General features: G+C 24.5%; 17 protein-coding genes and 3 pseudogenes. 9 read left to right on the top strand and 11 right to left on the bottom strand.

Annotation, left to right across the window (positions count from 1 at the left end):
• Positions 1-26: 26 nt before the first annotated feature.
• The 5 genes and pseudogenes from AAHM78_RS14995 to AAHM78_RS15015 all read right to left on the bottom strand — a co-directional run.
• Positions 27-848: an IS1595 family transposase gene (locus AAHM78_RS14995; RefSeq protein ID WP_342253735.1), complete on the bottom strand. Its 822-nt coding sequence runs from the start codon at positions 846-848 to the stop codon at positions 27-29.
• Positions 849-900: 52 nt separating this feature from the next.
• The gene (locus tag AAHM78_RS15000; RefSeq protein ID WP_342253736.1) at positions 901-1,455 is read right to left on the bottom strand and encodes a hypothetical protein; all 555 of its coding nucleotides are present in this window, start codon (positions 1,453-1,455) and stop codon (positions 901-903) included.
• The gene (locus AAHM78_RS15005; RefSeq protein WP_425289815.1) at positions 1,448-2,170 is read right to left on the bottom strand and encodes a DNA-methyltransferase; all 723 of its coding nucleotides are present in this window, start codon (positions 2,168-2,170) and stop codon (positions 1,448-1,450) included. The genes AAHM78_RS15000 and AAHM78_RS15005 overlap by 8 nt, the downstream gene beginning before the upstream one ends.
• Positions 2,171-2,473: 303 nt before the next feature.
• Complete coding sequence (locus tag AAHM78_RS15010) at positions 2,474-3,295, bottom strand: IS1595 family transposase (RefSeq protein ID WP_342252871.1); 822 nt, start codon at positions 3,293-3,295, stop codon at positions 2,474-2,476.
• Positions 3,296-3,411: 116 nt separating this feature from the next.
• A pseudogene (locus AAHM78_RS15015) lies at positions 3,412-3,867 on the bottom strand (IS30 family transposase); the annotation flags it as partial.
• Positions 3,868-3,947: 80 nt separating this feature from the next.
• Here AAHM78_RS15015 and AAHM78_RS15020 point away from each other — a divergent pair.
• Complete coding sequence (locus tag AAHM78_RS15020; protein ID WP_342253739.1) at positions 3,948-4,907, top strand: IS1/IS1595 family N-terminal zinc-binding domain-containing protein; 960 nt, start codon at positions 3,948-3,950, stop codon at positions 4,905-4,907.
• A gap of 90 nt (positions 4,908-4,997) precedes the next feature.
• Here the strand turns inward: AAHM78_RS15020 and AAHM78_RS15025 are convergent.
• The 4 genes and pseudogenes from AAHM78_RS15025 to AAHM78_RS15040 all read right to left on the bottom strand — a co-directional run.
• A pseudogene (locus AAHM78_RS15025) lies at positions 4,998-5,495 on the bottom strand (helix-turn-helix domain-containing protein); the annotation flags it as partial.
• A gap of 33 nt (positions 5,496-5,528) precedes the next feature.
• Complete coding sequence (locus tag AAHM78_RS15030; RefSeq protein WP_342253741.1) at positions 5,529-6,674, bottom strand: nicotinate-nucleotide adenylyltransferase; 1,146 nt, start codon at positions 6,672-6,674, stop codon at positions 5,529-5,531.
• On the bottom strand, positions 6,674-7,603 hold the full coding sequence (locus tag AAHM78_RS15035) for a deoxyribonuclease IV (RefSeq protein WP_342255209.1): 930 nt from the start codon (positions 7,601-7,603) through the stop codon (positions 6,674-6,676). The genes AAHM78_RS15030 and AAHM78_RS15035 overlap by 1 nt, the downstream gene beginning before the upstream one ends.
• Positions 7,593-8,951: a DEAD/DEAH box helicase gene (locus AAHM78_RS15040; RefSeq protein WP_342253742.1), complete on the bottom strand. Its 1,359-nt coding sequence runs from the start codon at positions 8,949-8,951 to the stop codon at positions 7,593-7,595. Before AAHM78_RS15040 ends, AAHM78_RS15035 begins: the two co-directional genes overlap by 11 nt.
• Positions 8,952-9,233: 282 nt before the next feature.
• Here AAHM78_RS15040 and AAHM78_RS15045 point away from each other — a divergent pair, with 282 nt between their 5' ends.
• The 4 genes and pseudogenes from AAHM78_RS15045 (at position 9,234) to AAHM78_RS15060 (ending at position 12,356) form a co-directional block, all read left to right on the top strand.
• The gene (locus AAHM78_RS15045; protein ID WP_342253743.1) at positions 9,234-9,728 is read left to right on the top strand and encodes a hypothetical protein; all 495 of its coding nucleotides are present in this window, start codon (positions 9,234-9,236) and stop codon (positions 9,726-9,728) included.
• A gap of 69 nt (positions 9,729-9,797) precedes the next feature.
• Entirely contained in the window at positions 9,798-10,313 is a 516-nt protein-coding gene (locus tag AAHM78_RS15050; RefSeq protein ID WP_342253744.1) for a hypothetical protein, read from the top strand.
• A 193-nt stretch (positions 10,314-10,506) separates the two neighbouring features.
• A complete protein-coding gene (locus AAHM78_RS15055; protein ID WP_342253745.1) occupies positions 10,507-10,887 on the top strand; it encodes a hypothetical protein in 381 nt (126 codons plus the stop codon).
• Positions 10,888-11,118: 231 nt separating this feature from the next.
• Positions 11,119-12,356, top strand: a pseudogene (locus AAHM78_RS15060) (IS256 family transposase).
• Here AAHM78_RS15060 and AAHM78_RS15065 read toward each other — a convergent pair.
• The gene (locus AAHM78_RS15065) at positions 12,343-13,278 is read right to left on the bottom strand and encodes an IS30 family transposase (RefSeq protein WP_342253746.1); all 936 of its coding nucleotides are present in this window, start codon (positions 13,276-13,278) and stop codon (positions 12,343-12,345) included. The pseudogene AAHM78_RS15060 and the gene AAHM78_RS15065 sit on opposite strands and share 14 nt — an antisense overlap.
• Positions 13,279-13,449: 171 nt before the next feature.
• Here AAHM78_RS15065 and AAHM78_RS15070 point away from each other — a divergent pair, with 171 nt between their 5' ends.
• From AAHM78_RS15070 to AAHM78_RS15085, 4 genes are read left to right on the top strand one after another with little or no spacing between them, the layout of a single operon-like run.
• Positions 13,450-13,797: a hypothetical protein gene (locus AAHM78_RS15070; RefSeq protein ID WP_342253747.1), complete on the top strand. Its 348-nt coding sequence runs from the start codon at positions 13,450-13,452 to the stop codon at positions 13,795-13,797.
• 47 nt (positions 13,798-13,844) lie between these two features.
• Entirely contained in the window at positions 13,845-14,237 is a 393-nt protein-coding gene (locus AAHM78_RS15075) for a transposase family protein (RefSeq protein ID WP_342252835.1), read from the top strand.
• Between the two features lie 59 nt (positions 14,238-14,296).
• Complete coding sequence (locus AAHM78_RS15080) at positions 14,297-14,662, top strand: transposase family protein (RefSeq protein WP_342255210.1); 366 nt, start codon at positions 14,297-14,299, stop codon at positions 14,660-14,662.
• Positions 14,649-14,786, top strand: a complete 138-nt coding sequence (locus tag AAHM78_RS15085; RefSeq protein ID WP_342253748.1) for a hypothetical protein — start codon at positions 14,649-14,651, stop codon at positions 14,784-14,786. Before AAHM78_RS15080 ends, AAHM78_RS15085 begins: the two co-directional genes overlap by 14 nt.
• A 15-nt stretch (positions 14,787-14,801) precedes the next feature.
• Here the strand turns inward: AAHM78_RS15085 and typA are convergent, their stop codons facing one another.
• A complete protein-coding gene (gene typA, locus AAHM78_RS15090) occupies positions 14,802-16,646 on the bottom strand; it encodes a translational GTPase TypA (protein ID WP_342253749.1) in 1,845 nt (614 codons plus the stop codon).
• Positions 16,647-17,004 lie beyond the last annotated feature (358 nt).

Raw genomic sequence — 17,004 nt, forward strand, 5'->3', positions numbered from 1 at the left:
CTATCTACGGACTTCTCCCCACATTTTTAAATCAAACATAACATTACAGTTTCAAAACTAGGTATATTGTTGAATTTATATGCCGATTCTTTTGCGTATAAATGAACATGATGTTTTTCAACTTTGATATGTGTTTTAAATGTTCGTCTGATGTGCTTTCATGCCGATTCAATCTGGTTTATGTTTACACTAGTTTTTGAAACATAACCATCTTGATGGTTAACTGTTTCATGCTTAGTGAAAACTGATTTAAAATGGCGATATCCTTTTCAAGAATCAGTATGTACATCACACTTTGAATAAATGTGGTTTCTTGCAAATTGCAAAAGATTTTTTTGATTTGCATTTTTCAACACTTTCACAATTAAATTATTGGTTGTTTTTTCATAAATCCCAACAATCAAAGTTTTATTTTTTAAGGATCTTCCTTGTTTTTTAAAACCCATATGTGAAAGATACATTTCATCCATTTGCACTATGCCCTCAACAATGAATTGAGGTTCTTGTTTTGCAATTGCACTTCGGATTTTATGACCCATTCTTCAAGCAGTTTTCAAAGTTACTCCCAATTCTTTTGCAACATCAGTTGATGGAATTCCGTGTTTGGTGTTTATTCATCTAAAGATGAGATAAAACCAAGATGTCAAAGGTGTTTGTGACTTGTAAAAAATGGTGTCATGAAGAATACTAAATGTTTGATGACATTTCAAACATCTTATTCTTCTTAAATCAGAAGTATTCAAATTTGTTCAAGAACACCTCATACATTTGTTTTCCTTCAAACTTGCTATATATTTCAAACAATCTTTTTCTGTTTGAAATATATTGTTGAACTCATTCAATTTCATTTTTTCCTCCACAAGTACATGTGGGGAGAAGTCCGTAATTTATTTTTATTTGTTATAGTGGTAAACCCAATTCTTTTAATGGAATATAATTAAAAAAATAACGACAATTACTATCTAGTATATAATTTAAAGTATCTTTATATTCTGGTTTTTTAAATCAATCACTTAATAAATATCAGTATTCAATTTTGCAATTTAATATTGATAAAAGTTTTTGTCATTGTTTTCTTTTAAAATCACAAGTTTGTAGTTTTTCATCAACACTTCCAGCAACATTTTGTGTTTTAATTTCAATAATGAAAAAAGTATTATTCTTATATACAAAAATACTGTCATCTGGTAGTAATTTTTTGGATAAAAAGTAATTTCAGTTTAAATTGTGGTGTTTTTCTAAATAAACATAGATTGCATGTTTTTTGAAAATATTAGCAACATGTTCTCCCATATAAAACAATTCAAATGCATCATTTCTTTTTAAATTGTGGATTCCAATCATATTTTTAATTTCATAATTTTCCTGTTTTTTAAAAAATGAATATAACTCTTTTTCTCCTTCAAAAGCGAGACCAGTTTTTGTATTTGCACCACCGATTCCATTTTTAACCATTATTATCATCCAATCTTTTTTTTGCTAGATTAAAATATTCAATATTATTTTCAATTCCTATGAAATTTCTATTGTGCATTTTACATGCAAGACCAGTTGTGCCACTACCCATAAACGGATCTAAGACAATATCATTTTCATTAGTACAAGCAATTATAATTCTTTTTAAAAGATCTAATGGTTTTTGTGAAGGATGTTTACCATAAATTTTTTCAAATGGTTTAGGGGTAGTTATTGCTCAAACACTTCGCATTTGCTTATCTTCATTCTTAAAATTATCTTCTTCTCATTTAGAATATTTCATATCTTTGTAATTAAAAACATGTTTAGAATTACTATCTTTTTTTGCTCATATTAATGTTTCATGACTAGCAGTAAAATTTCTACAACCAATATTAGGTGTACAATTAGGTTTGTATCAAGCTATGTCATTAAGAATGTGAAAATTTAGTTCTTGTAAAATAAAACCACAAATGTAAATAGAATGATAAGTTCCGGTAATTATTAAAGTTCCATTTGGTTTTAAAATTCTTTTGCATTCTTTAATTCATTTTTGATGAAATTTATAATTTTCAAGAAAACCTTTACTTTTATCTCATTCACCTTTATTAACAGATGTTCTTTTGCCAGCGTTAACACTATAACCATCATTTGATAAAAAATAAGGTGGATCGATAAATATAAAATCAACTAATTCATTTTTCATTTTTTTCATTTCAATAAAACTATCTCCAAAAATAAGATTTATTTTTTTAACTTGATTTGAATTTGAATTATCTATTTTAAGTTTAACTGTTTTTCCATTTTTGGTTTCTAATTCTTTACTCACTAAACTCATTATTAGTACTCCTTAGTTACAATTATTTGTTTATATTATTACAATACTATTTAGTTTATTAAACTTCCCTTTTCTTTAATATTATATATTAAATAAGGCTTTTCTCCCTTTATGTACTATTTTTAAATTTTATCACATAAATGCTGAGAAAAGCCTATCTACGGACTTCTCCCCACATTTTTAAATCAAACATAACATTACAGTTTCAAAACTAGGTATATTGTTGAATTTATATGCCGATTCTTTTGCATATAAATGAACATGATGTTTTTCAACTTTGATATGTGTTTTAAATGTTCGTCTGATGTGCTTTCATGCCGATTCAATCTGGTTTATGTTTACACCAGTTTTTGAAACATAGCCATCTTGATGGTTAACTGTTTCATGCTTAGTGAAAACTGATTTAAAATGGCGATATCCTTTTCAAGAATCAGTATGTACATCACACTTTGAAGAAATGTGGTTTCTTGCAAATTGCAAAAGATTTTTTTGATTTGCATTTTTCAACACTTTCACAATTAAATTATTGGTTGTTTTTTCATAAATCCCAACAATCAAAGTTTTATTTTTTAAGGATCTTCCTTGTTTTTTAAAACCCATATGTGAAAGATACATTTCATCCATTTGCACTATGCCCTCAACAATGAATTGAGGTTCTTGTTTTGCAATTGCACTTCGGATTTTATGACCCATTCTTCAAGAAGTTTTCAAAGTTACTCCCAATTCTTTTGCAACATCAGTTGATGGAATTCCATGTTTGGTGTTTATTCATCTAAAGATGAGATAAAACCAAGATGTCAAAGGTGTTTGTGACTTGTAAAAAATGGTGTCATGAAGAATACTAAATGTTTGATGACATTTCAAACATCTTATTCTTCTTAAATCAGAAGTATTCAAATTTGTTCAAGAACACCTCATACATTTGTTTTCCTTCAAACTTGCTATATATTTCAAACAATCTTTTTCTGTTTGAAATATATTGTTGAACTCATTCAATTTCATTGTTTCCTCCACAAGTACATGTGGGGAGAAGTCCGTTAAATAATTAATAAATAAGTATTTTACTATAGATACTATTTATTAATTTCCTGAGTTGTAAATATAAATGGGACAGTTTTTTAAAATAATTGTATTAAATCTATTGGTCTTTTATAAGAGAGCGATTTTCTGGGTGTAGAATTAATTTGAAATGCTATAAAATTTAAATCTTTTTGTTTATATGAAGATAGATCTGTAGATTTTGGTAAATATCTTCTTAAAATACCATTATTATTTTCATTTAAACCCCTTTGGCAAGGTTTACCAGGATCTGCAAAATAAATTTTGACATTACAAATTTTTTCGATTAATCTTCATTTACTAAATTCTTTACCACGATCAAAAGTAATGGTTTTAACTGTTCCTTTTTGTAACTTTGAAATAAATTTTATTATACTTTTCGTAATATTTTCTGATTTATGATTTTTAGTTACTAAAGGAATTGTGGTTTTTGATCATATATCAGCCAAAGTAATAATAGAACTTTTATGATCTTTGCCAATGATAGTATCACCTTCTAAATGACCAAATTCTTGTTTTAATTTTCACAAAAAATCTTGATATTACTTTTAATTTAAAATTAAAAGTAATATTTTTATATCAGGGGTGATTTTTTGTGACTAATAATGAATTAATTGGTGTTTTAAAAAACAAAAAAAATGAAGAATTTATAAAAATTATTAGACATTTTAAAAATAGAATTAAACAAATTGAGAAAAAAGAAAAATTAGATGCAATTGATAAAAAATTTAAAGAAAAAGGAATTCAATGTCCAAATTGTAAATCTTATTGATGTGTAAAAAATGGTTTTAAGAATAATAAGCAAAAATATTTATGCAAAGATTGTAAAAGTAGCTTTGATGCTTTAAGAAATCATTTTTTACATTGAAGTCATTTATCTCATGAACAATGAGATTGAATAATTTGATTGTCATTGTTAGGTCAATCTGCTTATACTATTTCTCAATTTGCTAAAATTTCAAAAACATCAGCATGATTTAATCGTCAAAAATTTATGAAATCATCACAATTAGCAAAAACACAAAAACCATTCACAAAATTAAAAGGTAGAATTGAAATTGATGAAACCTTTATCAAAGAAATTCATAAATGAAATTTCAAAAATCCAGATGATCCAAGAAAAAAATGAATTGAAGAAAATGCTAAAGATTTAAACTGTTGTATTGAAATGGCAATTGATGAAAATAAAAATATTTATGTTCAAACAACAAATACTAAAAGATGAACAAAAAAATGAGTACAAGAAAATTTAACATCTAAGCTTATCGAAGAAAAATCAATTATAGTTTGTGATATGCAAATACTATATGATACAGTAGCTAAACAAACAAAATGTACTCTCAAGAAATTTAAATCAAAAGAAAATAAAGAATTAAATTATAAAAATTTAAGTAATATCAGTAAAATACAATCAAGTTTAAAAGAATTTATTACTCATTATCATGGCATTGGATTTACCAATATTCAAAATTACCTCAATTTATGAAAATTTAAATACCAACATTATAAAATATCACCTTATGCAAAATCTGAAGCATTATATTTCAGTTTGTAAAAAAAATAAATCCCAAAATTAAATAAAATCAAATTTTAGGCCAGGTTGATGATTTTTTTTATTTCATCAAGAGTTTTTTTGAAAATTAAAAAATTCTTGTATATTTTTAATATTAGGAATGATTAAATTTCTTTCATGAATAGACTTACAATTATTAATTTTGCCCCTAGTTTCTTTTTGTTTGTGAGATTTATTTTTGCCTTTTCTCAATAAGTTATTTTCATCAAAACCCATTCGATTTGTTTTAAACATGTTATATAAAGTTTTTGTTGAAATACTTTTTATTTTATTTTCCTTTAAAAAGTTAGCAATTATATCAAGAGCATACTTTTTAGTAATTAACAAATGATTAATACTATTAATTTCTGTTAAAGTTAAAATTATTAATTTTCTGCCTGCATTTTGTTTATTTTTTTGAAATTGATTCAATATTTCTAATGGCAATAAGTTTTTATTTAATAATCTACAAACTCTATGTACAGTTGATTTACTATAATCAACAATTTTTGCTATTTTACGAATCGAAAATCCATAATTTTTATATTCTTTTATTGATATTATTGATTCAATACTCAGATACTTATACATTGCGCTAATTCCTTTCTTTTCTTAATTATAGAACTAACACAATTTAATTTTTATATAAGTGTCCTTTTTAATTTTACAATTAAAGTTTTTATTACTTCACGTTTCATATATTGTTAAAAACTTATTATTTAATGGTTTTTTTTGTTCTATTAAATGCTTTTTTAAAATTTCTAGATAGTATTTAAAAGCAACAGTTAAATCTTGAAAGGCAAGTTTTCTTAATTCTTCAACATAATAATGGTTACGTTCAATTGATATTTTATCTGCTAATAATACTATTAATTCTAAAGGTTTCATTTCAGTTGCACCAGTAGTATGTTTAGCAATTGCATGAAGAACTAAATCATCATGGTACTGATAATGATTTTTTAAATACAATGCTGCTACATAACCATGTCAAATTGGAAATGGTTCTTGTAAAATTTCTTTATTATATTTTGTTAAAAATTTAGTCATTTTATTTTTACTTCATTGTTTGCAAAGGTCATGATAAGTGCCTGCAATTAGGGCTTTATTAGCATCTTCGTTATAATGGATTGCTAATTTAACAGCCATTTTACCAACATTAATACAATGTTCAGTTCTATTGTTATCTAAATTTGCTTTTAAACGCTCATAACTATATATTAAATTATTGTTAATATAATCATTAATTTTTATATCAATTTGATTAATAATTTCACCATTTCTAATTTTGGCAGAGCTAATATCACTACTTGGTCGAACTACTAAATTTTGACACTTGTATTTTGACATTAGTTCTAATGTTTTACGATAATGAGGGCGATTAACAACAATAATTTTAACTAAATTAATTAACTGTTCAATTCCTTGTCATTTATTTAAGATATATAAATTATCAGAACCGATAATAAAAAAGAATTTGTGATTTGGATAGTTTTCAATAAAGTCGTTAATAGTATTAATAGTATAACTAGGTTGTTTACTTGTTAGTTCATAATCATTTAATTTTATTCAAGAATAGTTTTTAATAACTAAATTAATCATATCGACTCTTTGTTGATCGCTGGCACTGACACTGTCTTTTAACGGATTTTGTTTTGTTGGTAAAATTCAAACTTCATCAAGTGAAAGTTTATGATAAGCTGTATTCGCAATATTTAAATGTTGATTATGAAATGGATCAAAAGTTCCACCAAAAATACCAATTCTTTTCATTATTTGCTAGTTCCTAATGATTCTAAAATTTCTTTATTATATTTTTTTGTTCTTATCATTTTAATTTCATGTAAATAAGGTGGATGTCCATTAATTCATGGCGTTTCTAAAATTTTTATTTTAGTAAGCAACAATGGATGATAAATAATGTTAATTAAAGTTTGAAAACCAAGGTAACCCATTCCTAAGTTAGCATGACGATCTTTATGAGCGTTGATTGGGTTTTTAGAATCATTAACATGAATAACTAATAATTTATCTAATCCAATAAGTTGATCAAATTGTTGTATTACTTGTTCTAAATTATTATTAAGATCATAACCAGCATCAGATAAGTGACAAGTATCTCAACAAACACCAATTAGTTCGGGTCTTTTTACATTATTAATAATATATTGAAGTTGTTCAAAAGTAGTTCCTACTTCACTACCTTTTCCTGACATTGTTTCCAAAGCAATTTTTACAGTTTGTTTTTCTAAACATGCTGCATTTAGTCCTTTAACAATTTGATCTAAAGCCGTTTGTGGTAAAGCACCAACAGCGCTACCTGGATGTAAAACCAAAGTTTTAATGCCAATATCTTGACAGCGAATTATTTCTTGTCGTAAGAAATCTACTGCTAATTGGTAAGTACTTTTGTTAATGCTATTAGCCAGATTAATAATATAAGGAGCATGGACAATAAGATTATTAATATTAATATTTTTTTCAATTAGTTTTTCTGTAAATTCTTTAATAAATAATGCTTTGGTTGGTTTACGAATTGTATTTTGTGGAGCACCTGTATAAAACATAAACGTATTGGCATTATAACTTAGAGCTTCTTCAAGAGCACCTAATAAATATTTTGGTGCTTTCATTGAAACATGAGATCCAAGAATTAATTTGTCATTTTCCATCTTGCTTCCTCTTTCATTATTAATTTTCATCAAAAAGTTTTTTTCTTCTTGCAATTGCTTGTGTTTTTTTAATTTTCTTAATTAATGCTTTAATGTGTTGTTTTCTTGTTTCTTTTTTTATTGCTTCTAAATCTTTATTAAATTTTTTCTTATAACCAGGAGTTACGTTTTTATTTTTTTTAAAGCGATTAATAACATATTGTTCTTCTTTATTTCTTTCTATTTTTCGTTTATGAGCAATGATGTTGTCATTAGTAATTTCTGGTAGTAACTTATTATCTTTAATTTTATAGTATTCTATTGGAACGTTTAAATTTTTTAACTTATGAATAGTAGAATTATCACTCTTATCATAAAATACATAAGAAATACCTGAATAGTTAGCTCGTCCTGTTCGCCCTGCTCGATGAAAATAATATTCTATATTATTTGTCGGTAATTGTAAAGAGATAACATGAGATACCCCTTCAATATCAATACCACGTGCTGCGATATCTGAACAAACAACATATTGATATTCAAAATTTTTAATACGTTTAAAAGTTTGAGAACGTTCTCGTGCTGGTAATCCACCATGTAAGATTGCTACTTTTTTATTTTCTTCAATTAAGACGTTTGCAATTTCTTCAATATTTTCTTTGTTATTAACAAAAATTAAACATAAATAAGGATCAAACATTGTTAATAATGATTGTAGTTGTTTTTTACTATCTTGATGATGACGATTAATAAAAATATGTTGAATTTTTTGAGATTTATTATCAATACTAATTGTAGTAGCATTAGTAATATATTTTTTTAATCAAGTAACTAGTTGGGGTAATATTGTTGCTGAAAAAGTCATAATTTGATTATTTTTATTCATTTTAGTAATTAAAAAATCTAAATCTTCCATGAATCCCATATCAAATAACATATCACATTCATCAATAACTAAAGTGTTAGTAGTAGTAATTGCTAAAATATTAAGTTCATATAAACGTTTTAATCTAGTTGGAGTACCAATTACAATTTGTGGTTGATTATTACTTAAATTATTACTTTGACGAATAATATCTTTGCCACCCACTAAACAAGCAATGCTAATATTTTGATCTTTGATTAAAGATTTTAAAAAATTGAACGTTTGTTGAGCAAGTTCACGAGTAGGTGTAATAATAACTGCTTGTGTTACTTTAAAAGTAACATTACAATTATTTAAAATCGGAATTAAATAAGTATGAGTTTTACCACTACCAGTAGCACTTTTAATAATTAAGTTTTTATTAGTTAATGCTAAAGGAATGATTTCAGTTTGGACTGGTGTTGGATTAATTATTTTTTCTTTTTTTAAATTTTCAATTAGTCATGGTTGTAAATTAAATTGTTGAAATGACATACGTTCACCTTTTTCTTTAATGCAATATTAATATTTTATCTTATTTTTACTAAGTTCTTTAAAAAATAAGATAAAAAACTTTATTAAAAGTAATAATAATTACTATTTTAATGTTTAAGATTATTAATTTTCAAAAAATAAAAAAATACATCAGTAATTTGTACAACTAATTGTTTATCTAAATTTCTAATCTAATAAAAGTAAAATGTCAATAGATTATTTGTAATCATGTAAAATTAACTTAGAAAAAATTTAAGGGCTTAGAAAAGAGGTTTGTAATTTATGTCAGAAGAAGATGAAGAAAAAAAGAAAAAGAAGAAGAAATCAACAAAAATTATTGCTGGTCTTATCGGCTCTGCAGCTTTAATTGGAGCCACCATTGCTGGTGGTATGACAGCTATTGCTGAAACAGAAGGAGAAAAAGAAGAAGAAGAGGAAGAAAAAAATAAAAAAAAATCAAATGGTTCGATCTCTAAACAATCATCAATTAGTGATAATAAACGAATTTTAGCAGTAATTTTAAAAAGCAAAACAAATTTGCAATTAAAAACTGAAGACAAATTGAAAATGACAAGTCCAGAAACTGTAAAGGAGGTTATTAAAGAGAGACTAATTGAAAGTAATCCACAATCAAATTTAATAAAAGAAAAAATTATTTTAGGTAATTTAAAATATAATAATATGAACATTAAACCAACTACTTTAACAGTTGAAATGACTTATGATGACCCTTTAGTTATTGGAAGTGTAATTTTAAATGTAATTTATCCAAAATAAAAGATAAGCAGAACTTGTTTATAAAATGACGCAAATTTATATATTAAGAAAATTTAGGGGGTTATTTATATGCAAAATAATTTAAATATAATGTTTTTAGTTAATTGATCAGATTTTTCAATAAAGGACTGAATAATCATAGGATTATCAATATTATTATTAATGCTAACTTTTATTTTTATTTTAGTTATTTTTATTTTTAAAAGAAAAAGATTTAAGTTTAAAATAAACAATATTATAAGTGATAATTTAGTAAAAATAGGTAAAAATAATTATAAATTTTCAAGTAGAAATGCTTTTATACTCTTTAATGAAATTAAATCAATAATTTTAGATAAGCGTTATAAGTATTTTTATAAATTTAAAAAGAGATATAAAGATGGTAGTTTAAATAACGAACTTTTTGATATAGTTCAAAAATATTATTTAAAAAATGAAAAAGAATTAAAGAAAAAACCAAAACCTTTATTTGAAAATAAAAAAAATGATAAACCCAGTGATGCTGTTAATAAAAAAGATGATAAAAAAGTTAAATTTGTTTTTGATGATCAAGAAATGACAGTAAAAATTGAAGAAGATAAATAAAACTACTCAATTGAGTAGTTTTATTTATTTATAACTATTTTTTTATCTTTTAAAAATATGTATAAAAATTTAACACCAAATATTCTAGATATTATGATATAATTCTTTAAACTTAATTTAAGTTTTCAACTCATTATTTTATTTTTTTAAAGTAAATGGGTTTTTTATTTTTTTGAAAGGAAGATTAAAAGATATGTATAGTAAAGTTAAAAAAATAAAAAGTATATATAAATTAATTGCTGAAATTAAAGAAGAAATAAAACTTCCAGAAGGATTTGAAGAAAGAAAAATGTACCATGCTTGAGTAAAAGAACCACTTTGCAATGTTTTAGATACCACTTGATATCATGAAATTGATATAAAAATTCAAAATATTGAAAAAAGATTAAATAATAATATTAATAAAACTAGTTTAAAAGAAATCAAAATAGAATTGGAAAAAATAACAAAAGAAATTGATCAAAAAAATGGTTGAGATATAGAAAAAGATAATAATTTTATTGATGAAATAAATAAAATAAGTTTATCAATCCAACATAAAACTAAAATTAATAATAAATTTATAGCAAAATAAAAATAGTTACCAAAATGGTAACTATTTTTCTAAACCTGAGTTGTAAATATAAATGGGACAGTTTTTTAAAATAATTGTATTAAATCTATTGGTCTTTTATAAGAGAGCGATTTTCTGGGTGTAGAATTAATTTGAAAGGTAATGTTTAGTAATCTGTGTAACTTACAAAAATAACTATGTTTAATTAATTCTAGTAAATATAATTAAATGACTAGAAAGAGTGAGTTACAAATGGTTAAAAAACAAAACATTAATAATAATGATCCAATATCACAAGCAGTAGATTTATTACTAGAAAATACTGAAGATTTAACAACAGTTTTTAAAGAAGGAGGTTTATATAAAGAATTAACAAAAAGATTAGTGGAAAAAATGTTGAATTCTGAAATGCAAAATTATTTAGGATATGAAAAAAATCAACATAGTAATAGTGAAAATGCTCGTAATGGCATAACTTCAAAAAAATTAATAACTCAAGAAGGTAAAATTGAAATTGATGTACCACGAGATCGTAATAGTAATTTTACTCCTGTAATAGTGCCAAAAAGACAAAGAAGATTTGATGGTTTTGATCAACAAGTTCTTTCACTATATGCAAAAGGTATGACAGTATCTGACATTAGAATGCAGTTGCAAGAGTTATATCATGGTGCAGATATTAGTGAAAGTGTTATAGTCAAATTACTGATGAGGTTATTGATGATGTCAAAGCATGGCAAAATCGGCCATTAGAAAGTATTTATCCGATTGTTTATTTTGATTGTATAGTAGTTAAAGTACGACAAGATAAACGGATTATTAACAAATCAGTTTATATAGCACTAGGAGTTGATTTAGAAGGTAAAAAAGATGTTTTAGGTTTATGAATTAGTGAAAATGAAGGTTCTAAATTTTGATTATCTAATTTTACAGAAATGAAAAATCGAGGCTTAAATGATATTCTTATTGCTTGTAGTGATAATTTAACAGGCATGTCAGAAGCAATACAATCAGTTTATCCTAAAACCGAACATCAATTATGCATAGTTCATCAAATTAGAAATAGTTTAAAATATGTTTCATACAAACATCGAAAATCTCTAGTTACAGATTTAAAACCAATTTATAGTGCATGTAGTGAAGAACAAGCAATGCAAGCTTTAGAATCGTTTGAAAATAAATGAAATAAACAATATCCTCAAATTACTAAATCTTGATATAAAAATTGAGATAATTTAATGGTTTTTATTAGTTATCCACCAGAAATTAAAAGAGTAATTTATACTACAAATGCTATTGAATCTGTTAATAGTCAATTACGAAAAGTTATTAGAAATAAAAAAGTTTTTCCTAACGATATGGCGGTTTTCAAAATATTTTACTTAGCAATTGAAAATATAACAAAAAAATGAACAATGCCTATTCAAAATTGAAATACAGCAATTGCTCATTTTATGATAAAATTTGAAGACAGAATTAATCTAAACTAGTACCTTGTAAAACAAAGATACACAGATCACATAAAAGCCTCATTTGAAATGCTATAAAATTTAAATCTTTTTGTTTATATGAAGATAGATCTGTAGATTTTGGTAAATATCTTCTTAAAATACCATTATTATTTTCATTTAAACCCCTTTGGCAAGGTTTACCAGGATCTGCAAAATAAATTTTGACATTACAAATTTTTTCGATTAATCTTCATTTACTAAATTCTTGACCACGATCAAAAGTAATGGTTTTAACTGTTCCTTTTTGTAACTTTGAAATAAATTTTATTATAATTTTCGTAATATTTTCTGATTTATGATTTTTAGTTACTAAAGTAATTGTGGTTTTTGATCATATATCAGCCAAAGTAATAATAGAACTTTTATGATCTTTGCCAATGATAGTATCACCTTCTAAATGACCAAATTCTTGTATATTTTTAATATTAGGAATGATTAAATTTCTTTCATGAATAGACTTACAATTATTAATTTTGCCCCTAGTTTCTTTTTGTTTGTGAGATTTATTTTTGCCTTTTCTCAATAAGTTAGTTTCATCAAAACCCATTCGATTTGTTTTAAAAATGTTATATAAAGTTTTTGTTGAAATACTTTTTATTTTATTTTCCTTTAAAAAGTTAGCAATTATATCAAGAGCATACTTTTTAGTAATTAACAAATGATTAATACTATTAATTTCTGTTAAAGTTAAAATTATTAATTTTCTGCCTGCATTTTGTTTATTTTTTTGAAATTGATTCAATATTTCTAATGGCAATAAGTTTTTATTTAATAATCTACAAACTCTATGTACAGTTGATTTACTATAATCAACAATTTTTGCTATTTTACGAATCGAAAATCCATAATTTTTATATTCTTTTATTGCTATTATTGATTCAATACTCAGATACTTATACATTGCGCTAATTCCTTTCTTTTCTTAATTATAGAACTAACACAATTTAATTTTTATATAAGTGTCCTTTTTAATTTTACAATTAAAGAAATTAAAAAAGATGCTAAAATCCAGAACATAAACTTAATATAAGTTTATAAATAAACTATTTATTTTAAAAAGGAAATATAAAATATGGATATAATGTTAGAGAATAACAATAACGAAAAAACAAAAGATGAATCTATTTTTATACCTTCTCCTGCTATTTTTGTAGAAATTTCATTTGAAAACATTAAAACTAAAAAACAAAAACATGCAGAAAGACAAAAAAAATATTTAGAAAAAAATAAATCAAATCCTGAATTTATTAGAAAAAAAAGAGAAGGAGAAAAAAGACGCAGAAAAAAATATATTGAAAAGAAAAAAAATAAAGAACTGCTTGATAAGCAAATTCAATTAATGATTAATGAAGTTAATAACTTTGCTAATTATGAAACAATACAGATAGAAGATATATTAGACTTGGTGCAAAACCTTTAATTTTAACAATTTAACGATTATTATTAATATTAAAGGCGATAGTTATTATGTTGAAAAAATATAAAGATGATCAAGAATTTTATAGTTTAGTCGGCATAAAGCCACAAACATTTTATAAAATGCTTGAAATTTTAAAAATTGCTGAGTCTAAACAAAAATATTATGGTGGTAGAAAAAATAAAATTGTAATTGAAGAGCGTTTATTAATGACTTTAGAATATTGAAAAGACTATAGTAGTTATAGAGTTATTGCAAAAAGATATAATATTAGTCATACTAGTTGCATTCGTAATATTTTTTGAATTGAAAATATTTTAATAAAAAGCGGAATTTTTAATTTACCCGGAAAAAAAGATTTAACAAAAAATAAAGGTACTAATAATAATTTGTTAGCTATTGATGCTACTGAAACTCCAATTGAAAGAATTAAAAAAAACTAAAATTACTTTTTTCAGGTAAAAAGAAACATCATTCTCTCAAATCCCAAATAATTATTGATATTTCCAATGGAAAAATTATTTCAACTGCTTTTTGTTTTGGAAGCATTCATGATTTTAAATTGCTTCTAAAATCTAAAACTTTTATTCATCCAGAAAAACAAGTTTTTGTTGATTCAGGTTATCAAGGTATACAAAATATTCATAAAAATACATTTTTGCCATTTAAAAAAAGTAAATACAATCAATTAACACTAATTCAAAAAGAATACAATAAAACTTTAAGTAAAATTAGAATTAAAATTGAACACGTATTTGCTAAACTAAAACGTTTTAAAATTTTAAGTTTAAAATATCGCAATAAAATACGAAGATTTGCATTAAGATTTAATTTAATAGCAGGAATATATAATTTTGAATTATCTTAGTTTTGCACCAAGTCTATTGCAAGAAAATCAAAAAATTCTGTCTTTAAATGATATTATTGATATTGAATCAGAATATTGAGTATCTACAGTTAACTGTGTAAATTATAATCCTTTTAATCTTTAAAAAAAATCGTAAGTATTACTTACGATTTCTATTTTGTTTACGTTCATTTTCAGTCAAGAATTTTTTACGCATACGAATATTTTGTGGTGTTACTTCAACTAATTCATCGCTAGCAATAAATTCTAAAGATTCTTCTAAACTAAAAATAGTTGGTGGTGTTAATCTAACAGCTTCATCATTACCTGAACTTCTAGTATTTGTTAATTGTTTTGCTTTGCAAGGATTAACATCTAAATCTTTATCACGATTACTTAAACCAATAATCATTCCTTCATACACTTTAGTTTGCGGTTTAACAAATAAAGTACCACGTTCTTCTAAAGAATTTAAAGCATAAGGTAATGTTGTGCCTGTAATCATACTTACTAGAACGCCATTTCTATTATTATTAATTTCGCCTTTTAATGGTTCATATGTAAGGAAACTACGAACCATAACACCAGTTCCGCGAGTAATATTAACATATTGACGACCAAATCCAATTAATCCTCTTGTTGGAATATGAAAAATAATTTTATCACGAACATTATCAGAATCCATATTAGTCATAATACCTTTTCTTAGATTTAAATTATTAATAACAGTACTACTATATTCAGTAGGATGATTTAAAATAATTTCTTCGACTGGTTCAGTGGTGTGTCCTTTTTCATCTTTTTTAAATACTACTTCCGGTTTAGAAATACCTAATTCAAAGCCTTCGCGACGCATATTTTCAATTAAAACAGATAAATGTAATTCACCACGACCAAAAACTTTAAAACCATCAGCATTACTTCCAGATAATTGTTCTATTTTTAAACCAACATTAGTTTCTAATTCTCTTGTTAAACGTTCTTTAATTTTATTACTAGTTACTAGTTTACCTTCAGTTCCAGAAAATGGTGAATTATTAACAAGGAAATTCATTGACATTGTTGGAGCCTGTATTGTAATTGGTTCCATTGGCACAACATTATCTTTATCGCAAATAGTATTACCAATTGTTATATTTTCAATACCCGCTATGCAAACAATATCACCAGCAACAGCGTTTTTAACAGCTACTCGTTTTAATCCTTGATAAACAAATAAATATTTTACTTTAGCTTTTCTTTTTAAATCATAATCATCAACAACAATTATTTCTTGTCCTTCAGAAATAGTACCTTGAAATAATCTACCAATTCCAATTCTGCCAATAAAACTATCATAATCTAATGAACTAATTTGCATTTGTAAAGGCTCATTATATTTTACTAATTTAGAAATTTTAGCATGTTTAATAATTGTTTCAAATAATGGTTCTAAATTTTCACTTGGTTGATTCAATTCATATTGGGCAATACCTTGTTTAGTAATTCCATAAAGTGTTGGAAAGTCTAACTGTTCATCATTAGCATTTAATTCCATAAAAAGTTCTAATACTTCATCTTTTACTTCTTCAATTCTTTGGTCCTTTTTATCAATTTTGTTAATCATTAAAATTGGATTTAAGTTATGTTCTAGTGCTTTTTGCAATACAAAACGAGTTTGTGGCATTGGTCCTTCAACACTATCAACTAGTAAAATAACACAGTCTACTGTTTTCATAATTCTTTCAACTTCAGAGGCAAAGTCAGCATGACCAGGTGTATCAATAATATTAATTTTTGTATTACCATGCATGATTGAACAATTTTTAGAATAAATAGTAATTCCTCGTTGACGTTCTTGATCATTACTATCCATTATTTGTTCAACAATAACTTGGTTTTGATGAAAAATATTTGATTGCTTTAATAAAGCATCAACTAATGTTGACTTTCCAACATCGACGTGTGCTATCACTGCAATATTAATAATTTTTTGTTCAGCAGAAACTTTTTCTTGTTCAGACATTTTTCATTCTCCGTTATTCTTAAATTTTGACATTATATAAATTATACGCAATATTTTTAAATTTAGTAAAATAATTAAAAAAATAATTTATTTAAAATGATTTTTTGACATATAATAATTATTTAAATCTTATGATTTGTGATTTTTTTTCATTTTCATGAGTTTTATTTCTATATTTACTTTTTTCATTATTATTTAAAAAATTATTTTGTTGTATTTGTTCGGTTAATAAATATGTTTGTATATCATTAAAATCCTGAGTTGTAAATATAAATGGGACAGTTTTTTAAAATAATTGTATTAAATCTATTGGTCTTTTATAAGAGAGCGATTTTCTTTTAATTTTCAAAAAAACTCT

The sequence above is a fragment of the Spiroplasma endosymbiont of Zeiraphera isertana genome (assembly GCF_964030805.1).
GTDB lineage: Bacteria > Bacillota_I > Bacilli_A > Mycoplasmatales > VBWQ01 > Spiroplasma_E.